Origin of the sequence: Pseudomonas sp. NPDC089396, assembly GCF_044749545.1 — a bacterium.
Taxonomy (GTDB): Bacteria; Pseudomonadota; Gammaproteobacteria; order Pseudomonadales; family Pseudomonadaceae; genus Aquipseudomonas.
Genome location: NZ_JBIVIC010000006.1, coordinates 278,127 through 301,868, shown reverse-complemented (window position 1 = coordinate 301,868; position 23,742 = coordinate 278,127). Strand labels below are relative to the sequence as shown.

The window sequence follows — 23,742 nt, the reverse complement described above, 5'->3', positions numbered from 1 at the left end:
GCGTGGAGGCATGGTCAAAGCCGGCCCGGCACCACTTTAATGTCGATCACCCTTTTATTAACCGTGTCGTAGTTGCACGTATAAGTCATCGCTTGGTAAGCGCCTAGCCCATTCTGAAATTCGACTTTGTCCCCGATATAGGAGACATAGGCGCGCTCAGAGTCCAGCCACCGATACTGACTTAGCTTCATGTGCAGCCCTTCGTTAGTCCAGCGCGCACTGTATTTCGCCATCCGCTCGATAGCCGGTGCACAGTCTACCTCTGCATTGCCAAAGTAGCGCTCCCCCCAGCACACGGCGCTAGACCTGCACACGGCCTCCCTCCTAGCGTCTTTCTGGCTGCTCTCCTTACTCCACCCGTCATACCACTCCACCACAACATTTTGCAGGCTGAGCCCCCCCCACAACATCAGCCCAACCACCACGACATGCACCACAAGATTTACAGCCGGAGACAGTTTTTTTTCTTGCTCAGTCAGCATTGAGATGCCCCCGGAATGAGATTCAACGCGTTATTTACTGCAAGAGGAGGCCGGGAGGAACACGAACTCGATACGCCCGTGAGGCAGCTCATTGATTTGCTCGGGGAAGTCATAACCGGATTTCCGTTCTGGTTTGCTTTGGCACCCACCCAAAGGGTGCTTTTTATTATTCCATACTAGCCAAATGCCGCTATAGAAAATTCGCTTTGCCGTTGTGGATCAGCACTGCGCAGGCTGAGGAGCTGCCTGAAGGCATAGAACTGGCCATTCCGACAAGACTGTGCATTCCATATCCGCCCAGTCCTACAAAAATGTCATACAATCCTGCTCGCAACCTGCGCCTTTCACCAATAAATGCTGGGACTTGCGCGACTTGTAGTCATGGGGCCGAATCCCTCTACCCGCTCCACACCGCATTCCCCGCATGGCGTTCCAGCAACGTCATCGCTGTCAAAAGGAGCCTTGGCTCCTTTTTTCGTTTTCATGACTTAGCTCACTTGCCAGCAGCTCGACTTGTAGCGCATATGCTCAATGCATTTCGCGAGACATATCGAAAGGACTGAGCATGTTTCTGTCACGCTGGCTCCCTGGCCTTGCCAACCTGCTTCATTACCGCCGCGAGTGGTTCCACGCCGACCTGCAGGCTGGCTTGTCGGTAGCCGCCATCCAGATCCCCATCGCCATCGCCTACGCACAGATCGTCGGCCTTGCGCCCCAGTACGGGCTGTATGCCTGTGTGCTGCCCATGATCATCTATGCCCTGGTCGGTAGCTCGCGGCAACTGATGGTCGGCCCTGACGCCGCCACCTGCGCGATGATCGCCGGTGCCGTGGCACCGCTGGCCATGGGCGACCCGCAGCGCACCGCCGAATTGGCAGTGATCGTCACCGTGCTGGTGGGCGTGATGCTGATTGGCGCCGGGCTGGCGCGTGCCGGGTTCATTGCCAGCTTCTTCTCGCGGCCGATCCTGATCGGCTACCTCAACGGTATCGGCCTGAGCCTGATCGCCGGGCAGTTGTCCAAGGTGGTGGGGTTCAAGATCGAAGGTGACGGATTCATTCTCAGCCTGCTCAACTTCGTGCAGCGGCTGGGCGAAATCCACTGGCTCACCCTGGCCATCGGCGGGGCCGGGCTAGCCCTGCTGATCTGGCTACCACGGCGCTTCCCACGCCTGCCCGCCGCCTTGGTCACCGTCGCCGTGTTCACCGCACTGGTAGGCCTGCTCGGCCTGGACCGGCTTGGCGTTGCCATCCTCGGCCCCGTACCGGCTGGCATCCCGCATCTGGCCTGGCCACAGAGCAACCTCGCGGAAACCAAGAGCCTGCTGCGCGATGCCCTGGGTATCGCCACCGTCAGCTTCTGCAGCGCCATGCTCACGGCGCGCAGTTTCGCCGCGCGTCACGGTTACGCGATCAATGCCAACCATGAGTTCGTCGCCTTGGGCGTGAGCAACCTGGCGGCCGGCATTTCCCAGGGGTTTGCCATCAGCGGGGCCGACTCGCGTACCGCGGTCAATGACATGGTCGGTGGCAAGAGCCAACTGGTGGGCATCATCGCCGCGCTGGTGATCGCGATGATCTTGTTGTTCTTCACCGCGCCCATGGCGTGGATCCCGCAGGCGGCGCTAGGCGCGGTGCTGCTGATGGCCGGCTGGGGGCTGATCGATATCAAATCGCTGGGGCGCATCCGGCGCCTGAGCCGCTTCGAGTTCTGGCTGTGCCTGCTGACCACGGTTGGCGTGCTCGGGCTGGGCGTGCTACCGGGCATCATGGTGGCCGTGACCCTGGCGATCCTGCGTTTGCTGTACAGCATCTATCAGCCCACCGACGCGGTGCTGGGCTGGTTGCCGGGCGTCGAGGGTCAGGTGGACATCCGCAAGCACAAGGAAGCCCGTACCGTCCCGGGCCTTGTGGTGTACCGCTTCGACGACGCGATCCTGTTCTTCAACGCCGACTACTTCAAGATGCGCCTGCTCGAAGCCGTGCAGAGCCAGGCAACCCCCCAGGCCGTGCTGTTCGATGCCGAGGCGGTGAGCAGCATCGACGTCAGCGGCATTGCGGCCTTGCGCGAGGTACGCGACACCCTGGCGGCGCAAGGGATCTACTTCGCCATCGCCCGAGCCCGCGGCAACTTCCTGCGCATGCTGGTGCGCTCCGGAATGGCGCGGGAAATGGAGGAGAAATTGCTGTTCGGTTCGGTACGGGCGGGGATTCGGGCGTATCGGGTGTGGCGTAACAGGAATCGCAAAGGGCCGGTGGCGGAATAAAGAAGAGGACCAGTGCGCGGGCTCGTCGAAGTTGGCAGTTGGCCGAACTGCAGCCCGCGCATCTTGCACGACATGCTAAAGTCGCCCCCGTTTTCCGCCCCACCGAATGGACCCAGCATGCCTGCACTCGACGCCCACCTCGCCACCTGGCCGGCAATCGCCCAGCGCCATCCCTGCGACGCCCTGCTGCTGGGCAACGGCGCCAGCCGTGCGCTGTGGAGGCCTTTCGGCTACTTCTCGTTGTTCGAAGAAGCACAGCGCGCCGGTCGCAAGAAAGGCCTGGCGATCAGCGACCAGGCCTTGTTCAAGTCCCTGGGCACGGAGCTGTTCGAGCCTGTACTGAGCACCCTCAACCATACCGTGCGCGCCAATGCAGCCCTGGCGATCAACTCCACCGCGCCGCTGAACCGCTACTACTCGATCAAGGAAGGCCTGATTCACGCCATACGCACCGTGCACCTGCCCTGGTCGCTGATGCCGGCGGCTACCCTGGCGTCGATCAACCAGGCCCTGCGCGGCTACCGCAGCGTATACACCAGCAACTACGACCTGATCCTGCCGTGGGCCGTGCAGCATGACCCGCAAGGCTTCGCCGACCTGTTCGACGAACAGGGTTTCTTCGACGTGCGTCGCACCCGCAGCGAAGGCACCCGCGTCCTGCACCTGCATGGCGGCCTGCACCTGCTCAAGCTGCCCGACGGCACCACCCGCCTACGCAGCGCCGACAGCGCCGAGCTGCTCGACGGCTTTGCGGTGAACATTCCCGGTGAGGTGCCGCTGTTCGTCAACGAGGACCGCAGCGAAGAGAAACTGCGGGCAATTCGCAACTCGGATTACCTGGGCTGGTGCCTGGGGCAGTTGGCGCAGGAGCGCGAGGGGTTATGCCTGTTCGGGCAGCATCTGGATGCGAGTGATCAGCACCTGTTCGAGGCCGTTCGCCAGGCACGGCCGGCGCATCTGTCGATTGCCATCCGGCCGCTGGGGGAAGCGTCGGTGATCAATCAGAAACGGCATTTCGTTGAACGGTTTGCTGGTCTGCCGGCGACTGAGCTGCATTTCTTCGATGCGAGTACCCATCCGCTGGGTATGTTGGCGATGACCATTGATGTGACGCGCGGGCGCGGTTGAAGGATCGCCTTGAGCCTTTTTGCGCTCTTGAGATCGAGCGCCGCGCGGGCGGCGCTCGGTTTGCGCCCCACAGCTGGACTCAAGCAGAAATCAACCCATCCCCCCGCAACAACGTCTCCAGGCAATGCTCCTGCACGCCATAAAACGCCTTGAGCTGCGCAATCTTCTCCAGCAACGCCCCCGCCGCCACGGGTTGCTTGCGCTTCACCGCAAGAATCATCTTGTTCTTGTTGGTGTGCTCAAGCGAGATGAACTCGAACACCTTGGTCTCGTAGCCACAGGCTTCCAGATACAGGGCGCGCAAGCTGTCCGTCAGCATCTCCGCCTGCTGCCCCAGGTGCAGGCCATATTGCAGCATCGGCTGCAGCAACCCCGGGCTGTGCAATTGCGGGCGGATCTGCTTGTGGCAGCACGGCGAGCACATGATGATCGCGGCGTTGCAACGGATGCCGGTGTGGATGGCGTAGTCGGTGGCGATGTCGCAGGCGTGCAGGGCGATCATCACCTCGATGGCCTCGGGGACCACGCTGCGCACGTCACCGCACTGGAATTCCAGGCCCGTATGCTCCAGGCGCGCGGCTGCAGCGTTGCACAGGTCGACCATGTCCTGACGCAGCTCTACACCGGTCACCTGAGCTTCACGACCCAGCGTGTTGCGCAGGTAGTCGTGCATGGCGAAGGTCAGGTAGCCCTTGCCCGAGCCGAAGTCGGCTACCCGCAACAGCTGCTGCGCCGGCACCGGGGCATTGGCCAGTGCGTGGTCGAAGACTTCGATGAACTTGTTGATCTGCTTCCACTTGCGCGACATCGACGGAATCAGCGCGCCTTGCGCATCGGTCACGCCAAGGTCGCGCAGGAACGGGCGCGACAACTCCAGATAGCGTTTCTTCTCACGGTCATGGCCGGTAGTGGCGGCAGCCTCACGGGGCGGCTGCGCACCGTGGCGCTGAAGCATCGGCTTGCCCTTCTTGCTGAAGGTCAGCTGCACTTCGCCATCGGCGTCGAACAAGTGAGCGTTGCGAAAGCTTTCCGGCAGCAGTTCGGCAACCAGCGCCAGGGCCTGGTCCAACGGCAGATTGCGGGTGATGTCGCGGGTCTGGTGGCGGTAGACCAGCGACAGGTTGGCCTGCCCTTTCACCTGCACGGGCTTGCCAATGATGCGCTGCAAGGTCTGGTCGGCGCCGACATGGCGTGCCAGCACCAGCTTGACCAACGTATTGCCGTGCAGGGTGGCACTGAGCAGGTCGAGGAACTGGGTGCGCGCATCCGGCGCAGAAGAAGCGGAAGTACTGGCGGACATGGAAAACAGGTGCCTCGGATAACAGGGGCGCGTTGCGCAATGCCGCGCATTCTACACCCCTGCCAGCTGCAGGTTCAGTCGAGAATCACCAGGCGGTTGGGCAGTTCATTACGCCCATGGGTGCGCGGTACCTGCTCGCACAGCAGCTCGCCGCACGCCTCGATGCACTCGACGAAGCCCTGCAAGGTCCGTCCTTGACGCACCTGCTCGGCAAGACGCGCAACGATCATGGCCCGGGCCTGGGCATCGAAGTGGCGGTCGATCCCCGGGTCGACAAGGATCTCCACATGCCGCTCTGCCTCGGCGACGAAGATCAACACCCCGGTACCGCCGGCCGTATTGCGCAGATTCTGTTCGCGAAACTGCTGCCGCGCCAGGCTCGAAGCGCGCCAGCGGCGCAACGCGACGGGGATCAGCACGGCGGCCAGGCGCGGGTTGCGCAACAACAGGCACAAGCCGATGAACAGCACCACGTTGGCCACCAGCAGCCCGCGCATACCGGGCCAACCGAGCAACCACTGCAACAGGCCCGGCACCGCCAGCGCCAGCACGGCCGCCCAGAACAATGGCAGGTAAGCGTAATCATCGGCTCGCCGCGCCAGCACGGTCACCAACTGGGCATCGGTGCGCCGCTCCACGCGGGCTATGGCCTCGGCGACCTGGCGCTGCTCGTACTCGTTGAGAGGGTTCATGCCTTGGGCCTCTTGAGCGTTTTCTTATAGTTTTTGTCCCGGCATTCGGGTAGCTCCGCGAGCGGCATATTCAGGCATAATCCGCCGCTGGGAAGCATTACCCGCGAATCGTACAACAATAGCCGCCTGAAAACTTCGGCCGCGCGCGTATCCCCGTGGATACGGCATAAGCCTCGACAACGGAATTCATGATGAAACTGTCTTTGCTGGGCCTGGCCATGGGCCTTGCCAGTCAGGCGGCCCTCGCCGCCCCCTCCGCCCCGTCCCTGCAGGACAAGCAGGCGTTCATCGAACACCTGATCAGCCAGATGACCGAAGCCGAGAAAATCGGCCAGCTACGCCTGATCAGCATCGGCCCGGAGATGCCGCACGCCAAGATCCGCGAAGAAATCGCCGCCGGGCGTATCGGCGGTACCTTCAACTCGCGTACCGCCCCCGAGAACCGGCCGATGCAGGACGCTGCCATGCGTAGCCGCCTGAAGATCCCGATGTTCTTCGCCTACGACACCATCCACGGCGAACGTACCATCTTCCCGATCGGCCTGGGCCTGGCCTCCAGCTGGGACATGGACGCCATCGCCAAGGTCGGCCGCACCTCGGCCATCGAGGCCTCCGCCGACGCCCTGGACATGACCTTCGCGCCGATGGTCGACATCGCCCGCGACCCGCGCTGGGGCCGCACCAGCGAGGGCTTCGGCGAAGACACCTACCTGACCTCGAAAATCGGCCAGGTGATGGTCCGCTCCTTCCAGGGCAGCAGCCCGGCCAACCCCGACAGCATCATGGCCATCGTCAAGCACTTCGCCCTGTATGGCGCAGTCGAGGGCGGGCGCGACTACAACACGGTCGATATGAGCCTGCCGAAGATGTACAACGATTACCTGCCGCCCTACCGCGCCGCGCTCGACGCCGGTGCCGGCGGGGTGATGGTGGCGCTCAACTCGATCAACGGCGTGCCGGCCACCTCCAACACCTGGCTGATGAACGACCTGCTGCGCAAGGAGTGGGGCTTCAAGGGCGTGACCATCAGCGACCACGGCGCGATCCAGGAACTGATCCGCCATGGCGTCGCCCGCGACGGCCGCGAAGCGGCCAAGCTGGCGATCAAGGCCGGCATCGACATGAGCATGAACGACACCCTGTATGGCCAGGAGCTGCCAGGGCTACTGAAGTCCGGCGAAGTGACCCAGGGCGAGCTCGACCAGGCCGTGCGCGAGGTCCTCGGCGCCAAGTACGACATGGGCCTGTTCAAGGACCCCTACGTGCGTATCGGCAAGGCCGAGACCGACCTCAAGGACTATTACAGCGACGACCGCCTGCACCGCGACGCCGCCCGTGACGTGGCACGCCGCAGCCTGGTGCTGCTGGAAAACCGCCAGCAGACCCTGCCGCTGAAAAAAGCCGGCACCATCGCCCTGGTCGGCCCGCTGGCCGATGCGCCGATCGACATGATGGGCAGCTGGGCCGCCGACGGCAAACCGATGCACTCGGTGACCGTGCGCGAAGGCCTGCGTCGCGCCGTCGAGGGCAAGGCCAAGCTGGTATACGCCAAAGGCGCCAATGTCACCGGCGACAAAGCGATCTTCGACTACCTGAACTTCCTCAACTTCGACGCCCCGGAAATCGTCGATGACCTGCGCCCTGCCGCTGTGCTGATCGACGAGGCGGTCAAGGCCGCCAAGCAATCCGATGTGGTAGTGGCCGTGGTCGGTGAGTCCCGAGGCATGTCCCACGAATCGTCGAGCCGCACCACGCTGGAGATTCCCGCCAGCCAGCGCGAACTGATCAAGGCCCTGAAAGCCACTGGCAAACCGCTGGTGCTGGTGCTGATGAACGGCCGTCCGCTGTCGATCGGCTGGGAACGTGAACAGGCCGACGCCATCCTCGAAACCTGGTTCGCCGGCACCGAAGGCGGCAACGCCATTGCCGACGTGCTGTTTGGCGACTACAACCCGTCGGGCAAGCTGGCCATTACCTTCCCGCGCTCGGTCGGGCAGATCCCGATGCACTACAACCACACGCGCATCGGCCGCCCCTTCACGCCGGGCAAGCCAGGCAACTACACCTCGCAGTATTTCGAAGAACCCAACGGCCCGCTGTATCCGTTCGGTTACGGCCTGAGCTACAGCAGCTTCGAGCTGTCGGGGCTGAACCTGTCGAACAAGGCGCTCAAGCGCGGTGAAAGCCTGGAAGCCAAGGTGACGGTGAAAAACACCGGCAAGGTTGACGGCGAGACCGTGGTGCAGCTGTACCTGCAGGATGTTTCGGCGTCCATGAGCCGCCCGGTCAAGGAGCTCAAGAACTTCCAGAAACTGATGCTCAAGGCCGGTGAGTCGCGAACCTTGACCTTCCGCATCAACGAAGACGACCTGAAGTTCTACAATGGCCAACTGCAGCGCGTGGCCGAACCTGGCGAGTTCAATGTTCAGGTTGGGCTGGATTCCGAGGCCGTGCAGCAACAGAGTTTCGAACTGCTGTAAGCAGGGCCGGCCCTATCGCCGGCAAGCCGGCTCCCACAGGTACCCCACTGTTCTCAAGTGCAGTGCTGTACCTGTGGGAGCCGGCTTGCCGGCGATAGGGCCGTGACTGACACCCCATCATCCGGACCCGCCCCATGCCCTTAACCTTTCGCGCCCTGCGTCTGGGGCTGATTACCCTGCTGATCCTGGCCGGCACCGCGCTCAGCGCCGGCTGGGCCATGCACCAGGCCAAGCGCCAGGCCATGGAAGAAGACGCCCGCCGTGCCAGCCAGCAGCTGGGGTTGTATGCCAATACGTTGCACACGCTGATCGAACGCTACCGCGCCTTGCCCGCCGTGATGGCGCTGGACCCGGAATTGATCGAAGCCCTGCGTGGCCCCGTTAGCGACACGGTGCAGGACGCGCTCAACCGCAAGCTCGAACGCATCAACGGCGCCGCCAATTCCTCCACCCTCGAATTGCTCGACCGTACCGGGCTTGCGGTGGCAGCCAGCAACTGGCGCCTGCCGACCACTTACGTGGGCTCGAACTACGCTTTTCGCCCCTATTTCAAACAGACTCGCAGCCAGGGCAGCGGCCGTTTCTACGCGGTCGGTGTGACCAGTGGCGTACCGGGCTACTTTCTCTCCAGCGCAATCACCGACGAGCATGGTCGCTTCCTTGGCGCCATGGTGGTGAAGCTTGAGTTCCCCGAACTGGAGCGCGAATGGCGCCAGGGCAGCGATATCCTGCTGGTCAGCGACGCGCGCGGCATCACCTTCATCGCCAACCAGGACGGTTGGCGCTACCGCGAGCTGCAACCGCTGACGGGCGCCGACCGTGCCGAACTGGCCGAAACCCGCCAGTACGACAAGCAGCCGCTGGTACCGCTGCAACATCAGGTACTGACCCGCTTCGCCAGCAACAGCCAGCTGAGCCGCGTGCAAGGGCCTGACGGGCCGGCCGAATACCTGTGGGAAAGCCTGCCGCTGGAAGGCGAAGACTGGACCCTGCACCTGCTGCGCAAGCCGCAGGTGGCTGCCGACGGCCGCAACGCCGCGTTGGGCGCCGCCGCCGTCTGGCTGAGCCTGGTGTTCGCCGCCCTCTTCGTCAGCCAGCGCTGGCGCCTGGCCCGGCTGCGCCAGCGCAGCCGCGACGAGCTCAAGCGCCAGGTCGAGGAACGCACCCGCGAGCTACGCACCGCCCAGGAAGGCCTGGTGCAATCGGCCAAGCTGGCCGCGCTCGGGCAGATGTCGGCCGCCATGGCCCACGAGATCAACCAGCCGCTGACCACCCAGCGCATGCAGCTGGAGACCCTGCGCCTGCTGCTCGACCACGGCCGCTACGAGGAAGCGCGCAAGGCCCTGGAGCCGCTGGAGCAGATGCTCACGCGCATGGCCGCACTGACCAGCCACCTGAAGACCTTCGCCCGCAACAGCCCAGGCGGTTTGCGCGAGCGCCTGGACCTGGCGAACGTGGTCGACCAGGCCCTGCAACTGCTCGACACGCGCATCCGTGCCGAGGCGGTCGAAGTGGCCCTGTACCTGGCGCGCCCGGCCTGGGTACGTGGCGACGCGATCCGCCTGGAGCAGGTGCTGATCAACCTGCTGCGCAATGCCCTCGACGCCATGGCCGACAAACGCTACAAGCGCCTGGAGATCCGCATCGAACCCGAGCAGGGGCAGTGGCACCTGAGCGTGCTCGATTCCGGCGGCGGCATTGCCGATGCCGACCTGACCAAGGTCTTCGACCCGTTCTTCACCACCAAGCCGGTGGGCGAAGGGCTTGGCCTGGGCCTGGCCATCTCCTATGGCATCATCGTCGAGGCCGGCGGCCAGCTGCAGGCCGAAAACGTGCCGGGCGGCGCCCGCCTGAGCCTTACCCTGCCCCGCGACCTGGAGCCTGTATGTTGAACTCAGTGATCGTCGTCGATGATGAAGCGAGCATCCGCAGCGCCGTCGAACAGTGGCTGAGCCTGTCCGGTTTCAGCGTGCAATTGTACGCCCGCGCCGAGGACTGCCTGGCGCACCTGCCGCGGCACTTTCCCGGGGTGGTCATCAGCGATGTGCGCATGCCGGGCATGGGCGGCATGCAGCTGCTCGAACGTCTGCAGGCCGATGACCCCGACCTGCCGGTGATCCTGCTGACCGGCCACGGCGATGTGCCGATGGCGGTGGAAGCCATGCGCAACGGTGCCTACGACTTCCTCGAAAAGCCCTTCACCCCCCAGCATCTGCTGGGCAGCCTGCGCCGTGCGCTGGAGAAACGCCAGCTGGTGCTCGAGAACCGCCGCCTGCACGAGCAGGCCGACCTCAAGTCACGCCTGGAAACCACCCTGCTGGGCATGTCCCAGGGCCTGCAGCAGTTACGGCGACAGGTGCTGGACCTGGCCAACCTGCCGGTCAACGTGCTGATTCGTGGCGAAACCGGCAGCGGCAAGGAGCGCGTGGCGCGTTGCCTGCACGATTTTGGCCCGCGTGCCGACAAACCCTTCGTCGCGCTCAACTGTGCCGCGATCCCCGAAGCGCTGTTCGAGGCCGAACTGTTCGGCCATGAAAGCGGCGCCTTCACCGGCGCGCAAGGCAAGCGTATCGGCAAGCTGGAATATGCCAATGGCGGCACGGTGTTTCTCGACGAGATCGAAAGCATGCCGCTGGCCCAACAGGCCAAGCTGTTGCGCGTGATCCAGGAACAGAAGCTGGAGCGGCTGGGCGCCAACCAGAGCATCAGCGTCGACCTGCGGATCATCGCCGCGACCAAACCCGACCTGCTCGACGAAGCGCGTGCCGGGCGTTTTCGCGAAGACCTGGCGTATCGGCTGAACGTGGCGGAACTGCGCCTGGCGCCTTTGCGCGAACGGCGCGAGGACATTCCGTTGCTGTTCGAGCATTTCGCCCAGGCTGCGGCTGAAAAGCTCGGACGCACTGCGCCGCCGCTGGCAGGGGCGCAATTGAGCCAGCTGCTGTCGCACGACTGGCCTGGCAACGTGCGCGAGCTGGCCAATGCGGCGGAGCGGCATGCGCTGGGCCTGGGGTCGCCGAGCCTGGAAGGGGCGCCGGCCGGGCAATCGTTGACCGAACAGATGGAAGCGTTCGAGGCGCAGTGCCTGCGGGCGGCGTTGCGCATGCACAAGGGTGAGATCAAAGCCGTGATGGAAGCCCTGCAGCTGCCGCGGCGGACGTTGAACGAAAAAATGCAGCGCCATGGGTTGGTGCGAGAGGATTTCGTTATGCGCGAATAGGCGGAAATCCGCTTATTGGCTGTATGGGATGAGCGAGAAACCGCTTATTCAGGGGATTTTTGCGGTGGCAGGGGGCTGCTTTGCAGCCCATCGCGGGCAAGCCCGCTCCTACAGGGACCGCGTCGTGGCGGGGTTTTGGGGGTGGGCGTGCCTTCAAATGGATCGCCCTGCACTCATTTGGCACAGCACGTGCAAAACCCTTCTCAAGCTGCGCCCAGGCGCGCTCCACAAAAACAACGAGAAGGTATCCCTGATGGATAACGCCACCTCCCTGCCAGCCGGGGCGGCCACCGCGCCCGCCGCAGAAAAAACCACCGCCAGCCGTCTCAAGTCGATCTTCAGTGGCTCGATCGGCAACATGGTCGAATGGTACGACTGGTACGTCTACGCCGCATTCTCGCTGTACTTCGCCAAGGCCTTCTTCCCCGCCGGCGACTCCACCGCACAACTGCTCAACACCGCCGCGATCTTCGCCGTGGGCTTCCTCATGCGCCCGATCGGTGGCTGGCTGATGGGCCTGTACGCCGACCGCAAGGGCCGCAAGGCCGCGCTGATGGCCTCGGTACTGCTGATGTGCGCAGGCTCGCTGGTGATCGCCCTGACCCCAGGTTATGAAACCATCGGCGTCGCCGCGCCGGTGCTGCTGGTCATCGCCCGCCTCATGCAAGGCCTGTCGGTGGGTGGCGAATACGGCACCTCGGCCACCTACCTCAGCGAAATGGCCAGCAAGGACCGCCGTGGCTTCTTCTCCAGCTTCCAGTACGTGACCCTGATCTCTGGCCAGCTCATCGCCCTGGCGGTGCTGATCGTGCTGCAGCAGACGCTGACCACCGAGCAGCTGTATGCCTGGGGCTGGCGCGTACCCTTCGTGATCGGCGCGCTGTGCGCGGTGGTTGCCCTGTACCTGCGCCGCGGCATGGAAGAGACCGCTTCCTTCACCAAGAAGGAAAAGGCCAAGGAAAGCCTGATGCGCACCCTGATGCGTCACCCCAAGGAGCTGATGACCGTGGTCGGCCTGACCATGGGCGGCACCCTGGCCTTCTACACCTACACCACCTACATGCAGAAGTACCTGGTAAACACCGTCGGCATGAGCATCAGCGACTCGACCACCATTTCGGCGGCCACGCTGTTCCTGTTCATGTGCCTGCAGCCGATCATCGGCAGCCTGTCGGACAAGATCGGCCGTCGCCCGATCCTGATCGCCTTCGGTGTGCTCGGCACCCTGTTCACCGTGCCGATCCTCAGCACCTTGCACACCATCCAGACCTGGTGGGGCGCGTTCTTCCTGATCATGGCGGCGCTGATCATCGTCAGCGGCTATACCTCGATCAACGCCGTGGTCAAGGCCGAGCTGTTCCCCACCGAGATCCGCGCCCTGGGCGTCGGCCTGCCGTATGCGCTGACCGTGTCGATCTTCGGCGGCACCGCCGAGTACGTGGCCCTGTGGTTCAAGAGCGCGGGCATGGAGAGCGGTTTCTACTGGTACGTCACCGCGTGCATTGCCTGCTCGCTGCTGGTGTACGCGACCATGAAAGACACCAAGCAGCATTCGCGGATTACCACTGACTGACAGTGGTCGGCGGCTTTGAAGGACGGGTGCCCAAGGATATGGGCGCCCCTTTTTTATGCTGTTCATTTTCAGGTGAGCCGAAAACCCGCCCTATTCGGCTCACGAAATGAGCCGAATAGGTTTAGTATTCGGCTCATGAAGCACATCGAGGCAATCATGAACCTTCCTCACTGGATCTGGCAGCAACCCGAGTGGCCCCATTTCCAATGGCAAAACGACCAACTCGCGCCATTGCTTCGCAGTTGCGTCGAGGCTCAAGGGCGACTGCTGGGCAGGATGGGTGCGGTCGATGAGCTCAGCGCGTGTGAAAACATGCTCGACACCCTGCTGCAGAATATCGTCACCTCGTCTGCGATCGAAGGGGAACAACTGAATGCCAGCTCTGTGCGGTCTTCCCTGGCACGACGAATGGGCATGCATGAGCAAGGCGCCACCACTGCCCGAAGCGAAGGTCTCGCAGAACTTATGCTGGATGCAACGCAAGGGTATGAGCAGCCGCTGACGTTGCAGCGACTGTTCACTTGGCACCAGTGGTTGTTTCCCGACCACAGCGATCTGCTAGCGAAACCGATCCTGGTTGGGCAACTGCGCGACGAAGCACCGATGCAGGTGATTTCTGGCCGCCTCGATCAGCCAACCGTACATTTCGAGGCCCCATCCCGCGTCGGCCTGGAAGGTCAGCTCGACAGCTTTCTCGAATGGTTTGCCAACAGCCGGCATGCTACAGAACTCGACCCACTGCTTCGCGCAGGTATTGCCCATTTCTGGTTCGTCACGCTGCATCCATTCGACGATGGCAATGGTCGCTTGACCCGCGCCTTGACTGACCTGGCGCTCGCTCAAGGTGAACGCCAGGCCATTCGTATGTACGCCATGTCCGCAAGCATTCTCGAAGACCGTGCAGGTTACTACCGCATTCTGGAAAGTAGCCAGAAGGGCGACCTGGACATCACCCGATGGCTGACGTGGTTCCTCGAGACGCTGCTGCGCAGCCTCGAACAGGCACTGCTGCGCATCGACCGGGTGCTGGTCAAAGCCAGGTTCTGGAATGCCCACCGGGGCGATGGGCTTTTACCAGAGCAGGTCAGAGTACTCTATCGGTTGCTTGATGGTGGCCCTCGTGGTTTCGAGAACGGCATCAATGCAGCGCAATATCAGGCAGTGGCCAAGGTTTCCAAGGCCACCGCAACACGTCACCTGACAGACCTCCTGGACAAGACCTGCCTGGTGCGGCTACCCGGTGGCGGACGCAGTACTCGCTATCAGATCAATACTCAGGACATCTCCATCACCTGACGCGGCTCACGGCGCTGGTACACGATCGCGACCAGTACCAGCACCAGCAGCACCCCACCCAGCACCGCCGAGGAGCCGATGGTGCCGAAGTCCAGGCCGCCTTTCTCGTGCGGCTTGGTGAGGAAATCGCCAAGGGTTGCGCCGAACGGGCGGGTCAGCACGAAGGCGATCCAGAACAGCACCACGCCCGGAATACGCGTCCAGTAGCGGGCCACCACCACCAGCGCGATCAAACTGCCGATCAGCAGTGCGCCGCCGGCAAAGCCAAGTCCCGAATCGTCGGCCAGGTAATCGCCCAGGGCAGTACCGAGGGTGTTGGAGAACAGAATCGCCACCCAGTAGAACAGCTCGCCCGTACGGGTCTTGATGCGGGTGACGTCGAGCGGGTTGCCGCTCAGTCGCCAGACCAGGAAGGTCAGCAGCAGGATGCCGATGAGGATCGCCGACCCCGCCGCATAGCCCAGGCCCAGGGTGCGGTCCATGAAATCGGACATGGTGGTGCCGGCGGTGCTGGTGGAGAGGATCACCAGCCAGTAGAGCGCCGGATGGTAGCGGCGCGAGTGAAGCTGGCCGAGCAACGTCAGCAGGAACACGCTGATCAGCAGCATCGAGCTGACCGCATAGCCGACGTTCAGGGTCATCGACAGCAGGTCGCCGGCCGTCTCCCCCAAGGTGGTTGCGCAGATCTTCATGACCCAGAAGGCCAGGGTGATTTGCGGAAGTTTGTTCATCGTTTGCCGCTCCGGAAAAAGGTGCGGCGATGGTGATGAGCGGTACCTGAAAAATCGGTTCGCGCTTCATGAAAAAAGCGTTCAACCCGACACCTCGGCTTCCTTAACACGCCTTAACCCCCGATTAATGCCACCCCAGCATGATGCAAGCACTGGCGAAGCCTATCGCTCGCTGGCGGGTTGGTGCATCACGCAGAGTGGCCAGAGCGTACGTGAAATCACGGCCAGCGCACCCATATACATCGATAAACTAGATTATTTAGCGCCATTTTTTGCGCTTTTTAATCAAATTAATCGGCGTAGCATTAAACCCATAGAAACAAACAACCTCTCGAACCCAACGGAGCAACGACCATGAAAAACAAACTGATCCTCAGCCTGGCCTTCTCGGTTTTCGCCACTGGCGCGTTCGCCGAAGATGGCTTCGACCGCACCAATGCCCACACCTTCACAGCCGCCCAGAGCCAAGCAGCCACCTATGCGGAAGATGGTTTCGACCGGACGGGTGCACAACGTTTCGCTGAAGACGGTTTCGACCGTACCGGTGGCCAACGTTTCGCTGAAGACGGCTTTGACCGTACCGGCGGCCAACGCTTCGCCGAAGACGGCTTCGACCGCACCGGTGGCCAACGTTTCGCTGAAGACGGCTTCGACCGCACCGGCGGCCAACGCTTCGCCGAAGACGGCTTCGACCGCACCGGTGGCCAACGTTTCGCCGAAGATGGTTTCGATCGCACCAACGCTCACCGCATCAGCTGATCCCTGATGCGTGCAACCAGCCCGGCCTCGGCCGGGCTCGATCATTTCCAGGCGGGCTCAGGCTTGGCACACTAGGCGCCTTGTCCACCAGGAGGTAGGGCCAGCAAGCCCGACAGATGTATTACTACGAACCCACCAAAGGCCACGGCCTGCCCCACGACCCGTTCAATGCCATCGTCGGCCCACGCCCGATCGGCTGGATCTCCTCGCAGGACCGCGAAGGCCGCTTGAACCTTGCGCCCTACAGCTTCTTCAACGCCTTCAACTACATCCCCCCGATCATCGGTTTCTGCAGTGTCGGGCGCAAAGACAGCCTGAACAATATCGAGCAGACCGGCGAGTTCGTCTGGAACCTGGCCACCCGCCCCTTGGCCGAGGCCATGAACCAGAGCTGTGCTGCCGTGCCGGCGCAAGTGAACGAGTTCGAGCTGAGCGGGTTGACGGCCACCCCATCGAGCCTGGTGAAGGTGCCACGGGTGGGCGAAACGCCGGTGGCGTTCGAGTGCAAGGTGAGCCAGATCGTCCAGCTCAAGCGGGCCGACCAGGAGCCGGTGCCGAGCTGGCTGATCCTCGGCGAGGTGGTAGCGGTGCACATCGCCGAACACCTGCTCAAGGACGGCATCTACGATACCGCCGCCGCCGAGCCGATCCTGCGTGGTGGCGGCCCGGCGGACTACTTCGAACTGGGCAATCTGTTCAAGATGAGAAGGCCCCAGGTCTGATCACCAGACCAGTTCGCCTTCCTCGCCAACGCCGTTGAGGCGTTCGAGCTCGGCGCAGGCGGCCTCGTCGGCCGCCACCGCGCTCTTGAACACCTGGCCATCGAGCACCTTGTGAAAGCGCGGCGCACCGCCCATGTTCAGGGCCTTGACCGCGATGGCGGCGTTGTAGCCACCGCCTTCCACCGGGACTATCGCCGAAACCGCTTCGAAGTGCGGGAATTCTTTACGTGCCATGTCGCTATCCGCGTCGTTGATCGAGGGGCGGCATTCTACCCCGTGCGGCTCGGCATTCAATCGAAGGTGTGCAGGTCCAGGCTGCTGACGACCTGGGCCTGGACCAGTTCGCCGAACACGTCCAGGGTGGGCGAAGCGAAATAGCCGCTCATCGCCTGCTGATCGCACCAGCTGCCACTGAGCAGCCACAGGTCGGCATCGGCCTGCGAGCGCTGCACGCTGAAACTCAGGCAGCCAGGCGTGCGCAAAGAGGGCTCCAGCAGGTCTCGCAGGCGCGCACCGAGCTCGGCCGAACGGCCACTGCTGGCGCGGATGAAAGCCAAATGGGTGACCGGTTGTCGTAGGGTCATTGCACGATCTCCTTGAAGCACACGGGCGGATAACCAGGTTGCCAAGGTTAGGGGCTTGCCCGCGCGGCGCGTTAGGCTATTACTGCACGCCGATTGCCTGATTCTGCCGCGCGGCAGGATCAGGCAATCGATGTGCAGCATTCGACTAGCGCCCGCCATTGCCCAAACCTATGCTGCGACGGTCTGCAGAGGAGCGTCATCATGACCACAGCCCCGTCCATCGATCCGACCCTGGAAGTGCAACGCCAGGAACTCGCCGAACTGATCGTCCGGCATGCTGGCGAGCCTTACGGCCCGGCTTCGGCCATCGACGCGCTGTACCTGGTGCGCTACACGGAAAATGTCCGCTCCGTGCCGACCTTGGCGCAACCGGCCCTGTGCATCCTGGCCCAGGGCAGCAAGAGCCTCTTTCTCGGCGATGAGCAATACGCCTACGACCCGTTGCATTACATGGTGGTGTCGGTGACCTTGCCGTTGAGCGGGGTGAAGCTCGATGCCAGCCCGCAGAACCCCAGCCTGGGGCTGCGCCTGGACCTTGATCCGGCCGAGATCAGCCAGTTGATTGCCGAAAGCGGGCCGATGCTGGTGCCCAACCTGCCCTCCGGCCGCGGCCTGTATGTGGAACGGACCGATCCACAGCTGCTGGACGCCCTGTTGCGTCTGGTTCGTCTGCTCGACACACCGCGTGACATCGGCATGCTGGCGCCGCTGATTCGCCGGGAAATTCTCTACCGCCTGCTGCGCGGCCCCCAAGGTTACCGCTTGTATGAGATTGCCCTGGCCAACAGCCAGACCCACCGGGTATGCCAGGCGATCACCTGGCTCAACCAGAACTTCCAGCAACCGCTGCGCATCGAGGACCTGGCTCGGGAGGTGAACCTCAGTACCTCGACCTTGCACCATCGGTTCAAGGCGGTGACGTCGATGAGCCCGTTGCAGTACCAGAAGCAGCTGCGCCTGCAGGAAGCGCGGCGACTGATGCTCAATGACGGGCTGGAAGCGGCGGTGGCGGGCTATCGGGTGGGCTATGAAAGCCCGTCGCAGTTCAGCCGTGAGTACAGCCGGCTGTATGGCGCGCCGCCGATCCGCGATGTGGCGCGGTTGCGGGCCAGTGCTGGCTGACTGGCCTGCACCGCCCCCCCTGTGGGAGCCGGCTTGCCGGCTCCCACAGGGATCGTGGCCTGATCGTCAGCCAGCCACCGCCGCCTGCCACTGGTTCTGATCGACCTCGATCAGGGTCGGCCCCTTGCGTTCCACCGCCCGCCCCAGCGCCGCCTGCAATTGCTGCACATCGCCAACATGCTCGGCCTCGGCCCCCAGCGCCTTGGCCACACCGATGAAGTCCGGGGTATGGATATCCACCCCGACCGGCTCGATGGCACGGTTGACCATGTACTTCTTGATCTCCTCATACCCCTGGTTATTCCACAGCAGCACGATCAGCGGCACCTGTGCCTCCACCGCACTGGCCAGCTCCGGCAGGGTGAATTGCAAGCCGCCATCGCCGATCAGGCACACCGCTGGCGCACGCTCGGCGATGCGCTCGGCGCTGCCCAGCCAGGCGCCCATCGCGGCAGGCAGTGCATAACCCAAGGTGCCATAGCCCGTCGAGGCGTTGAACCAGCGGCGCGGCTGATCCATGTCCAGGGTCAGGTTGCCGGTGTAGACCGGCTGGGTCGAATCCCCCACCAGGACGGCATTCGGCAAGCGGTCCAGGACGCTGGTCAGCAGGCGGGTCTGGCTCAGGGTCGGCTGATCCCAGCTCGCCGCCAGCGACTGACGCAGACGCTGCGCACGCACCGCGCCCCAATTGCCGTCGCGCACCGGCGCTGGCAGATCCTGCAACGCGTCGAACAAGGCCTGCGCAGCCAGTTCGGCATCGGCCACCAGGGCCAGCTCCGGCAGGTAGTTGCGCACGGTCTGGTCCGGGTCGATATCCACCCGCAGCAGGCTGCCAGGGATCTCGAAGCCACCCTTGAAGGTCACGTCATAGTCGGTTTCGGCAAGCTCGGTGCCGATCGCCAGGACTACGTCGGCTTCCGCCACCAGTGCTCGGGTGGCGACCAGCGATTGGGTCGAGCCGATTTGCAGCGGGTGACCGGCCGGCAGCAAGCCTTTGGCATTGATCGTCAATGCCACCGGGGCCTGCAAATGCTCGGCCAGGCGCGCCAACGGCGAACCCGCGTTCAATGCGCCGCCACCGGCCAGGATCAGCGGCTTGCGTGCCTTGGCCAGGCGTTCTGCCATGCGCGCCACGGCGTGCGGTGCGGCGCCTGCGCGGCTGCTGCGCACCGGACGGCCCGGTAGCAGGTGGTCGGCCGCCTCGACCAGCACATCCAGCGGGATCTCGATATGCACCGGGCGCGGCCGCGCGCCATCGAACACGGCAAAGGCGCGGGCCAGCACCTGCGGCAAGTCGTCGGCGCTCATCAGCGTCTGCGAGAAGGCCGCCACACCCGCCACCAACGCGCCCTGGTTGGGCAGCTCGTGCAACTTGCCACGGCCACCGCCCAGCTGGTCACGCGACTGCACGCTGGAAATCACCAGCATCGGGATCGAATCGGCGTAGGCCTGGCCCATGGCGGTGGTGATGTTGGTCATGCCGGGGCCGGTGATGATGAAGCATACGCCCGGTTTACCACGGGTTCGGGCATATCCATCAGCCATGAATCCAGCACCCTGCTCGTGGCGCGGAGTGATGTGGCGAATGGACGAAGCCGCCAGGCCTCGGTACAGCTCCACAGTGTGCACGCCGGGAATGCCGAAGACATGGTCCACGCCATAGCCTTCAAGGAGTTTGACCAGTACTTCGCCGCAGGTTGCCATGGGTTTCACCTTGCATCTTGTTGAAAAACTGCGCTCATTGGACCCAAGGCACGGCTATCGCCACAATGCAAAAAAACACATACTAGCCATGTCCTGTAATCATGGCTTGTCACGATGAAACGCCTTCCCCCTCTCCCCGCCCTGCACACCTTTCTGGTCACTGCGCAGCACTGCAATTTCACCCGTGCCGCGCAGCAGCTGCATATCACCCAGGGCGCGGTCAGCCGGCAGATCGCCGGGCTCGAGGAGCACCTGGGGTATGCCCTGTTCCAGCGTCAGGCCCGCGGCCTGAGCCTGACCCGCGAAGGGCAGGACTGGCTACCGCGGGTGCAGCAGGTGTTCGCCTTGATCGAACAAGGCGTGCGCGAAGTGGGTGGGCGCAGCGCCACCTTGCAGCTCAAGGCGCCGACCTGTGTGATGCGCTGGCTGCTGCCACGGCTGATGGAATGGCAGGCACTGCGCCCGGACGTACCCGTGGAGCTCACCACCACGGTGCAGCATGGCGTGGATTTTCGTCGCGAAGGCTTCGATGCGGCGGTGGTCTATGGCGATGCGCCGAACCATGGGCTGCATGTACGCAAGCTGTTCGATGAGCAACTCACCCCCGTGTGCGCGCCATCGCTGCTGGCGGGGCCGGTGCCGTTGAAGGCGATCGACGACCTCAAGCGCCACATGTTGCTGCACCCCTCGCGTGACGAGCACGACTGGCGCCTGTGGTTGCAGGCTGCCGGGGCGACCCACGATGCGCTGGGGCCCCGGCAGCATTTCGAAACCCTGGACATGGCCATGGCGATGGCCTCGCAAGGGACCGGGGTGGCCATTGGCGACTGGGCATTGATTGGCGACGATCTGAAAAGCGGCAGGCTGTGCATGCCGTTCGGGCTCAAGGTGCTGACAGGCAAGGGCTACTACCTGGCCTGCCAGGCGAGGAATGTGCCGCCCGGGCTGGTCGAGTTGATGGATTGGTTGCAGAGCCGGGCAGAACAGTGAGGGCGGCTCAGGTGCACCTCATCTAAAAAAAGCACTCCCCCCCTTGTGGGAGCCGGCTTGCCGGCGATGAGGCCCTGACAGGAAACCCCTGTAGCCTGCCCCGGCCTCATCGCCGGCAAGCCGGCTCCCACAGGGTCAGGGTCAGGGGCAAGGGCAAGGGCAAGCTACTGCTCAATACCCGACGGTGAACCGCTGCCGCGAGTGCGCCGGCTTTTCCAGCTCATCGATCATGGCGATCGCATAGTCGGCAAAGCTGATCCAGCTCTTGCCTTCAGCCCCGATCAGCAAATGATCCTTGCCCAGGGTGTAGTGCCCCGTGCGCTCCCCTTCGACAAACTCGGCCGATGGCGACAGGAAGGTCCAGTCCAGGTTCTGTTCCTGACGCAACTGCTCAAGAAACCGTACCCCGGCGCTCGCTTCGGCCTTGTAGGCCTCCGGGAAGTCCGGGCTGTCGATCACCCGATGCCCGGAAGGCAGCATCAGGCTCCCGGCACCGCCCACCACCAGCAGGCGCTTGACCCCGGCACGCTTGACCGGCTCGATGATCGCGTGCGGCTCGATGGTGGCAAAATGCGCTGCGCTCAGCACCGCATCCACCCCGGCAAGCGCCTTTTGCAGCGCCGCGCTGTCCTTCACATCCAGCGCCTGCACTGTGACACCCGCACGCCCCTGCAGCCGCGACGGGTCGCGGGCAATGGCCAGCACACTGTGGCCCCGGCGCAGGGCTTCTTCCAGCAGTTGACTGCCAGCACGGCCGGTAGCGCCGATGATTGCGATCTTGCTCATGGGAAACACTCCATCAGTTGAACGGAATTACCACTTCATCTCGCCCTTGGCGACCTTGGCGCTCAGCTCAAGCGAGCTTTCATCGGCCAGGCCCGGGTAACGCTTGTTCATCGCCGCGATCAAGGCCCCGGCATCTTTCGCCTTGGCCGTCTCGGCATCGAAGTCACGAATGTAGTTCGCGGTGAAGCGCACCGCCTCCAGCGAACGGCTGCTCTGGCCCATGAAGTGACCGGGAACCACGGTGCGCGGCGCCAGCTTTTCGATCTGCGCGAGCGTGCCGAGCCAGTCGGCATGGGACTTGGGCGACTGGGTGTCGGCCATCCACACATGAATGTTTTCCGCCACCACCACGCCTCCGACCACGGCCTTGATCGACGGAATCCAGACGAAACTGCGCTCAGGCTGCGGCCCGTCCAGGCCAACCACTTCGAGTGCCTGGCCCTCCAGCAGCAACTGGTTGCCGTCGAGCACGTGCGGCACGACCAGCCGCGCGGGTTTGTCCGCGCCCATCTGTGGGCCCCAGTACGAGAGCTTGGCGTCCATGGTCTGGCGAATATGCGCCACGGTGGCGGCCGAGGCGAGCACCTTGGCGTCCGGGAAGGCCTGGGTCAGGGTATCGAGGCCGAAGTAGTAATCCGGGTCGCCATGGCTGATGTAGATGGTCGTCAGCGCCTTGCCGCTGGCCCGCAGGCGCTGCACAAGCTGTTCGGCCTGGGCCTTGCCGAACTGGGCATCGACCAGGATGGCGTGCTTTTCGCCCGTGACGATCACCGAGCTGACCGGAAAGATCGCCTCGTGCCCAGGATTGTAAACCTCAAGCCGCAGCGGCTCGGCGGCCAGCACCGGGCCGGTCAGTGCAATACAGGCCAGCAAGAGGCCGCGCATAGGCGTGAAAAGAGACATCGCAAACACCCGCAGTCGAGGAATGACCCACAGCTTAATTGCCCGATCCATTACAAAAAATGCAATGCTCATACATAGTTTGTTTCTAAAATCGGGCAAATCATGGACCGTCTCAACGCCATGCGCGTGTTCGTTACCGTCGTCGACCTGGGCAGCCAGTCGGCGGCGGCGGATCATCTGCAACTGTCTCGACCGGTGGTATCACGCTACCTGGCAGAACTGGAGGACTGGGTCGGCGCGCGGCTGATGCAGCGCACCACGCGCAAGCTGAGCCTGACCGCCGCCGGCCAGCAGACACTGCCCCGCTGCCGCCAACTGCTGGAACTGGCCGGCGACCTGCAAGCCGCTGTGCGCCAACCGGACGACGCACCCCGTGGCGAGCTGCGCATCAGCGTCAGCACCTCGTTCGGCCAGGCGCAGCTGGTGGATGCCGTAGCCGAATATGTGCGCCGCTACCCCGGGGTGAAGGTTGAGCTGCAGATGCTCGATCGCACGGTGAACCTGGTGGACGAGCGTATCGACCTGGCGATTCGCACCAGCAACGATCTTGACCCCAACCTCATCGCCCGACGCCTGACCGTGTGCCGCTCGGTGGTCTGCGCAGCACCGGCCTACCTGCGCGAACACGGCACGCCGCTACGGGTCGAGGAACTGAGCCGGCACAACTGCCTGACCCACGCCTACTTCGGCCACAGCCTGTGGCACTTCGAGGTGGACGGCCAACAGGTCGCGGTGCCGGTGGACGGCAACATCAGCGCCAACGAAGCGATGACCTTGCAAAAGGCGGCCCTGGCCGGGGCGGGGATCGCCATGCTGCCGACCTATCAGGCCGCCACGGCCCTGCACACGGGCGAACTGGTGCGCCTGCTGCCCGAGGCACGGCCGCGGGAGTTGAACCTGAATGCGGTATACACCTCGCGCAAGCACATGCCGGCGACCTTGCGCAGCATGCTGGACTTTCTAGCGCAGCGGTTCACCGAGAAGCCCGAGTGGGATCGCTAGCC

General features: G+C 63.7%; 21 protein-coding genes. 12 read left to right on the top strand and 9 right to left on the bottom strand.

The window, feature by feature from the left end:
- Window positions 1-14: 14 nt before the first annotated feature.
- Window positions 15-482 carry a hypothetical protein gene (locus tag ACIPZB_RS13820; protein WP_400640740.1) on the bottom strand — a complete coding sequence of 156 codons (468 nt, stop codon included), beginning with the start codon at window positions 480-482 and terminating at the stop codon, window positions 15-17.
- Window positions 483-1,047: 565 nt separating this feature from the next.
- Between ACIPZB_RS13820 and ACIPZB_RS13815 the strand changes: the two genes are divergently transcribed.
- Together ACIPZB_RS13815 and ACIPZB_RS13810 are read left to right on the top strand one after the other, a co-directional pair.
- Window positions 1,048-2,748 (top strand): SulP family inorganic anion transporter, encoded by a 1,701-nt coding sequence (locus tag ACIPZB_RS13815; protein WP_400640738.1) that lies wholly within the window; start codon window positions 1,048-1,050, stop codon window positions 2,746-2,748.
- 117 nt (window positions 2,749-2,865) lie between these two features.
- Window positions 2,866-3,876 (top strand): DUF4917 family protein, encoded by a 1,011-nt coding sequence (locus ACIPZB_RS13810; protein WP_400640736.1) that lies wholly within the window; start codon window positions 2,866-2,868, stop codon window positions 3,874-3,876.
- 79 nt (window positions 3,877-3,955) lie between these two features.
- Here ACIPZB_RS13810 and ACIPZB_RS13805 read toward each other — a convergent pair whose 3' ends face one another.
- Together ACIPZB_RS13805 and ACIPZB_RS13800 are read right to left on the bottom strand one after the other, a co-directional pair.
- Window positions 3,956-5,176, bottom strand: a complete 1,221-nt coding sequence (locus ACIPZB_RS13805) for a class I SAM-dependent methyltransferase (protein ID WP_400640734.1) — start codon at window positions 5,174-5,176, stop codon at window positions 3,956-3,958.
- Between the two features lie 74 nt (window positions 5,177-5,250).
- On the bottom strand, window positions 5,251-5,868 hold the full coding sequence (locus tag ACIPZB_RS13800; RefSeq protein WP_400640732.1) for a TPM domain-containing protein: 618 nt from the start codon (window positions 5,866-5,868) through the stop codon (window positions 5,251-5,253).
- A 188-nt stretch (window positions 5,869-6,056) separates the two neighbouring features.
- On the opposite strand from ACIPZB_RS13800, the gene bglX reads away from it, so the two are divergent.
- The 5 genes from bglX (at window position 6,057) to ACIPZB_RS13775 (ending at window position 14,437) form a co-directional block, all read left to right on the top strand.
- Window positions 6,057-8,348, top strand: a complete 2,292-nt coding sequence (gene bglX / locus ACIPZB_RS13795; RefSeq protein WP_400640730.1) for a beta-glucosidase BglX — start codon at window positions 6,057-6,059, stop codon at window positions 8,346-8,348.
- 134 nt (window positions 8,349-8,482) lie between these two features.
- On the top strand, window positions 8,483-10,240 hold the full coding sequence (locus ACIPZB_RS13790) for an ATP-binding protein (RefSeq protein WP_400640728.1): 1,758 nt from the start codon (window positions 8,483-8,485) through the stop codon (window positions 10,238-10,240).
- Window positions 10,234-11,568 carry a sigma-54-dependent transcriptional regulator gene (locus ACIPZB_RS13785; RefSeq protein ID WP_400640726.1) on the top strand — a complete coding sequence of 445 codons (1,335 nt, stop codon included), beginning with the start codon at window positions 10,234-10,236 and terminating at the stop codon, window positions 11,566-11,568. The genes ACIPZB_RS13790 and ACIPZB_RS13785 overlap by 7 nt, the downstream gene beginning before the upstream one ends.
- A gap of 253 nt (window positions 11,569-11,821) precedes the next feature.
- Entirely contained in the window at window positions 11,822-13,141 is a 1,320-nt protein-coding gene (locus tag ACIPZB_RS13780; RefSeq protein ID WP_008094388.1) for an MFS transporter, read from the top strand.
- A 156-nt stretch (window positions 13,142-13,297) separates the two neighbouring features.
- Window positions 13,298-14,437: a Fic family protein gene (locus ACIPZB_RS13775; RefSeq protein WP_400640944.1), complete on the top strand. Its 1,140-nt coding sequence runs from the start codon at window positions 13,298-13,300 to the stop codon at window positions 14,435-14,437.
- Here ACIPZB_RS13775 and ACIPZB_RS13770 read toward each other — a convergent pair.
- The gene (locus ACIPZB_RS13770) at window positions 14,416-15,168 is read right to left on the bottom strand and encodes a hypothetical protein (protein ID WP_400640724.1); all 753 of its coding nucleotides are present in this window, start codon (window positions 15,166-15,168) and stop codon (window positions 14,416-14,418) included. The genes ACIPZB_RS13775 and ACIPZB_RS13770 overlap by 22 nt on opposite strands.
- A 354-nt stretch (window positions 15,169-15,522) precedes the next feature.
- Here ACIPZB_RS13770 and ACIPZB_RS13765 point away from each other — a divergent pair, with 354 nt between their 5' ends.
- Entirely contained in the window at window positions 15,523-15,927 is a 405-nt protein-coding gene (locus ACIPZB_RS13765; RefSeq protein WP_400640722.1) for a heme utilization protein, read from the top strand.
- Between the two features lie 116 nt (window positions 15,928-16,043).
- Window positions 16,044-16,649 carry a flavin reductase family protein gene (locus tag ACIPZB_RS13760; protein WP_400640720.1) on the top strand — a complete coding sequence of 202 codons (606 nt, stop codon included), beginning with the start codon at window positions 16,044-16,046 and terminating at the stop codon, window positions 16,647-16,649.
- Here ACIPZB_RS13760 and ACIPZB_RS13755 read toward each other — a convergent pair whose 3' ends face one another.
- Together ACIPZB_RS13755 and ACIPZB_RS13750 are read right to left on the bottom strand one after the other, a co-directional pair.
- Window positions 16,650-16,883 (bottom strand): hypothetical protein, encoded by a 234-nt coding sequence (locus ACIPZB_RS13755; RefSeq protein ID WP_008094395.1) that lies wholly within the window; start codon window positions 16,881-16,883, stop codon window positions 16,650-16,652. It lies immediately after the preceding gene.
- Between the two features lie 56 nt (window positions 16,884-16,939).
- Window positions 16,940-17,233, bottom strand: a complete 294-nt coding sequence (locus tag ACIPZB_RS13750) for a putative quinol monooxygenase (RefSeq protein ID WP_400640718.1) — start codon at window positions 17,231-17,233, stop codon at window positions 16,940-16,942.
- 201 nt (window positions 17,234-17,434) lie between these two features.
- Here ACIPZB_RS13750 and ACIPZB_RS13745 point away from each other — a divergent pair, with 201 nt between their 5' ends.
- Complete coding sequence (locus tag ACIPZB_RS13745; protein WP_400640716.1) at window positions 17,435-18,355, top strand: AraC family transcriptional regulator N-terminal domain-containing protein; 921 nt, start codon at window positions 17,435-17,437, stop codon at window positions 18,353-18,355.
- Window positions 18,356-18,421: 66 nt separating this feature from the next.
- On the opposite strand, the gene ACIPZB_RS13740 is transcribed toward ACIPZB_RS13745, so the two are convergent.
- Window positions 18,422-20,059 carry a 5-guanidino-2-oxopentanoate decarboxylase gene (locus tag ACIPZB_RS13740; protein WP_400640714.1) on the bottom strand — a complete coding sequence of 546 codons (1,638 nt, stop codon included), beginning with the start codon at window positions 20,057-20,059 and terminating at the stop codon, window positions 18,422-18,424.
- Window positions 20,060-20,173: 114 nt separating this feature from the next.
- On the opposite strand from ACIPZB_RS13740, the gene ACIPZB_RS13735 reads away from it, so the two are divergent.
- Window positions 20,174-21,049, top strand: coding sequence for a LysR substrate-binding domain-containing protein (locus tag ACIPZB_RS13735; protein WP_400640712.1), 876 nt, complete (start codon window positions 20,174-20,176; stop codon window positions 21,047-21,049).
- 171 nt (window positions 21,050-21,220) lie between these two features.
- Here the strand turns inward: ACIPZB_RS13735 and ACIPZB_RS13730 are convergent, their stop codons facing one another.
- Both ACIPZB_RS13730 and ACIPZB_RS13725 read right to left on the bottom strand, forming a co-directional pair.
- Window positions 21,221-21,835, bottom strand: a complete 615-nt coding sequence (locus ACIPZB_RS13730) for an NAD(P)-dependent oxidoreductase (RefSeq protein WP_400640710.1) — start codon at window positions 21,833-21,835, stop codon at window positions 21,221-21,223.
- A gap of 27 nt (window positions 21,836-21,862) precedes the next feature.
- A complete protein-coding gene (locus ACIPZB_RS13725; RefSeq protein ID WP_400640708.1) occupies window positions 21,863-22,738 on the bottom strand; it encodes an MBL fold metallo-hydrolase in 876 nt (291 codons plus the stop codon).
- 102 nt (window positions 22,739-22,840) lie between these two features.
- Between ACIPZB_RS13725 and ACIPZB_RS13720 the strand changes: the two genes are divergently transcribed.
- Complete coding sequence (locus tag ACIPZB_RS13720) at window positions 22,841-23,740, top strand: LysR family transcriptional regulator (protein ID WP_400640706.1); 900 nt, start codon at window positions 22,841-22,843, stop codon at window positions 23,738-23,740.
- Window positions 23,741-23,742: the final 2 nt, after the last annotated feature.

Excerpts from the sequence above, each read along its gene's own strand:
- ACIPZB_RS13820 (WP_400640740.1), bottom strand. The coding sequence starts at position 482 with ATGCTGACTGAGCAAGAAAAAAAACTGTCTCCGGCTGTAAATCTTGTG.
- ACIPZB_RS13815 (WP_400640738.1), top strand. The coding sequence starts at position 1,048 with ATGTTTCTGTCACGCTGGCTCCCTGGCCTTGCCAACCTGCTTCATTAC.
- ACIPZB_RS13810 (WP_400640736.1), top strand. The coding sequence starts at position 2,866 with ATGCCTGCACTCGACGCCCACCTCGCCACCTGGCCGGCAATCGCCCAG.
- ACIPZB_RS13805 (WP_400640734.1), bottom strand. The coding sequence starts at position 5,176 with ATGTCCGCCAGTACTTCCGCTTCTTCTGCGCCGGATGCGCGCACCCAG.
- ACIPZB_RS13800 (WP_400640732.1), bottom strand. The coding sequence starts at position 5,868 with ATGAACCCTCTCAACGAGTACGAGCAGCGCCAGGTCGCCGAGGCCATA.
- bglX (WP_400640730.1), top strand. The coding sequence starts at position 6,057 with ATGATGAAACTGTCTTTGCTGGGCCTGGCCATGGGCCTTGCCAGTCAG.
- ACIPZB_RS13790 (WP_400640728.1), top strand. The coding sequence starts at position 8,483 with ATGCCCTTAACCTTTCGCGCCCTGCGTCTGGGGCTGATTACCCTGCTG.
- ACIPZB_RS13785 (WP_400640726.1), top strand. The coding sequence starts at position 10,234 with ATGTTGAACTCAGTGATCGTCGTCGATGATGAAGCGAGCATCCGCAGC.
- ACIPZB_RS13780 (WP_008094388.1), top strand. The coding sequence starts at position 11,822 with ATGGATAACGCCACCTCCCTGCCAGCCGGGGCGGCCACCGCGCCCGCC.
- ACIPZB_RS13775 (WP_400640944.1), top strand. The coding sequence starts at position 13,298 with ATGAACCTTCCTCACTGGATCTGGCAGCAACCCGAGTGGCCCCATTTC.
- ACIPZB_RS13770 (WP_400640724.1), bottom strand. The coding sequence starts at position 15,168 with ATGAACAAACTTCCGCAAATCACCCTGGCCTTCTGGGTCATGAAGATC.
- ACIPZB_RS13765 (WP_400640722.1), top strand. The coding sequence starts at position 15,523 with ATGAAAAACAAACTGATCCTCAGCCTGGCCTTCTCGGTTTTCGCCACT.
- ACIPZB_RS13760 (WP_400640720.1), top strand. The coding sequence starts at position 16,044 with ATGTATTACTACGAACCCACCAAAGGCCACGGCCTGCCCCACGACCCG.
- ACIPZB_RS13755 (WP_008094395.1), bottom strand. The coding sequence starts at position 16,883 with ATGGCACGTAAAGAATTCCCGCACTTCGAAGCGGTTTCGGCGATAGTC.
- ACIPZB_RS13750 (WP_400640718.1), bottom strand. The coding sequence starts at position 17,233 with ATGACCCTACGACAACCGGTCACCCATTTGGCTTTCATCCGCGCCAGC.
- ACIPZB_RS13745 (WP_400640716.1), top strand. The coding sequence starts at position 17,435 with ATGACCACAGCCCCGTCCATCGATCCGACCCTGGAAGTGCAACGCCAG.
- ACIPZB_RS13740 (WP_400640714.1), bottom strand. The coding sequence starts at position 20,059 with ATGGCAACCTGCGGCGAAGTACTGGTCAAACTCCTTGAAGGCTATGGC.
- ACIPZB_RS13735 (WP_400640712.1), top strand. The coding sequence starts at position 20,174 with ATGAAACGCCTTCCCCCTCTCCCCGCCCTGCACACCTTTCTGGTCACT.
- ACIPZB_RS13730 (WP_400640710.1), bottom strand. The coding sequence starts at position 21,835 with ATGAGCAAGATCGCAATCATCGGCGCTACCGGCCGTGCTGGCAGTCAA.
- ACIPZB_RS13725 (WP_400640708.1), bottom strand. The coding sequence starts at position 22,738 with ATGTCTCTTTTCACGCCTATGCGCGGCCTCTTGCTGGCCTGTATTGCA.
- ACIPZB_RS13720 (WP_400640706.1), top strand. The coding sequence starts at position 22,841 with ATGGACCGTCTCAACGCCATGCGCGTGTTCGTTACCGTCGTCGACCTG.